The sequence below is a fragment of the Tamlana crocina genome (genome assembly GCF_012037625.1).
On record NZ_JAAVJS010000169.1, the window covers coordinates 1 to 497 of the forward strand.

At 40.6% G+C, this 497-nt stretch carries 2 protein-coding genes; both read right to left on the bottom strand.

Annotated elements, in window-relative coordinates; translation table 11 throughout:
- Positions 1–318: energy transducer TonB (locus tag HC176_RS16160; protein WP_167920034.1), on the bottom strand; the 318-nt coding region annotated here is incomplete at its 3' end.
- Between the two features lie 31 nt (positions 319–349).
- On the bottom strand, positions 350–497 hold a 148-nt coding region (locus HC176_RS16165), incomplete at its 5' end, for a thymidylate synthase (protein ID WP_245234925.1).

Below are 497 nucleotides of genomic sequence, written 5' to 3' on the forward strand. Positions count from 1 at the left end.
CGGCTTCATGTCGGGAATTTTTTCAAGCATTTTTCGTGCCGCGGTGTTCACTTCCGGCTTTGGACCTTCTACAGACTTTACAACTACTTCTCCGGTTTCAGTAACATCAAAGGAAACAGTTACTTTTCCGCGGATGTATACATTCTCTTTCATGGGAAATTCGTAGTTGTTCCTTACGTGTTCTGCCAGTTTTTCGTTAAAACATTTTGATTGATCTTCAACTTCTTCGCATCCGGGCCAAACGGGTGAGGTTTGCTGTGCCTGTGCTGCTGCGATTCCGCCGAATACAAAACATGTGATAACAAGGAACTTCTTCATAGTGTTTAAAAAATTTTGGATTAGAAAAAAATTATACTGCGACCCGACCTTTTATGGCAGGATGCGGATCATAATTTTCCAATATAAAATCTTCAAATTTAAAATCAAAAATATTCTTCACCTCCGGGTTGAGCTTCATAGTGGGTAAAGGCCGGAAATCTCGCGATAACTGCAGGTTT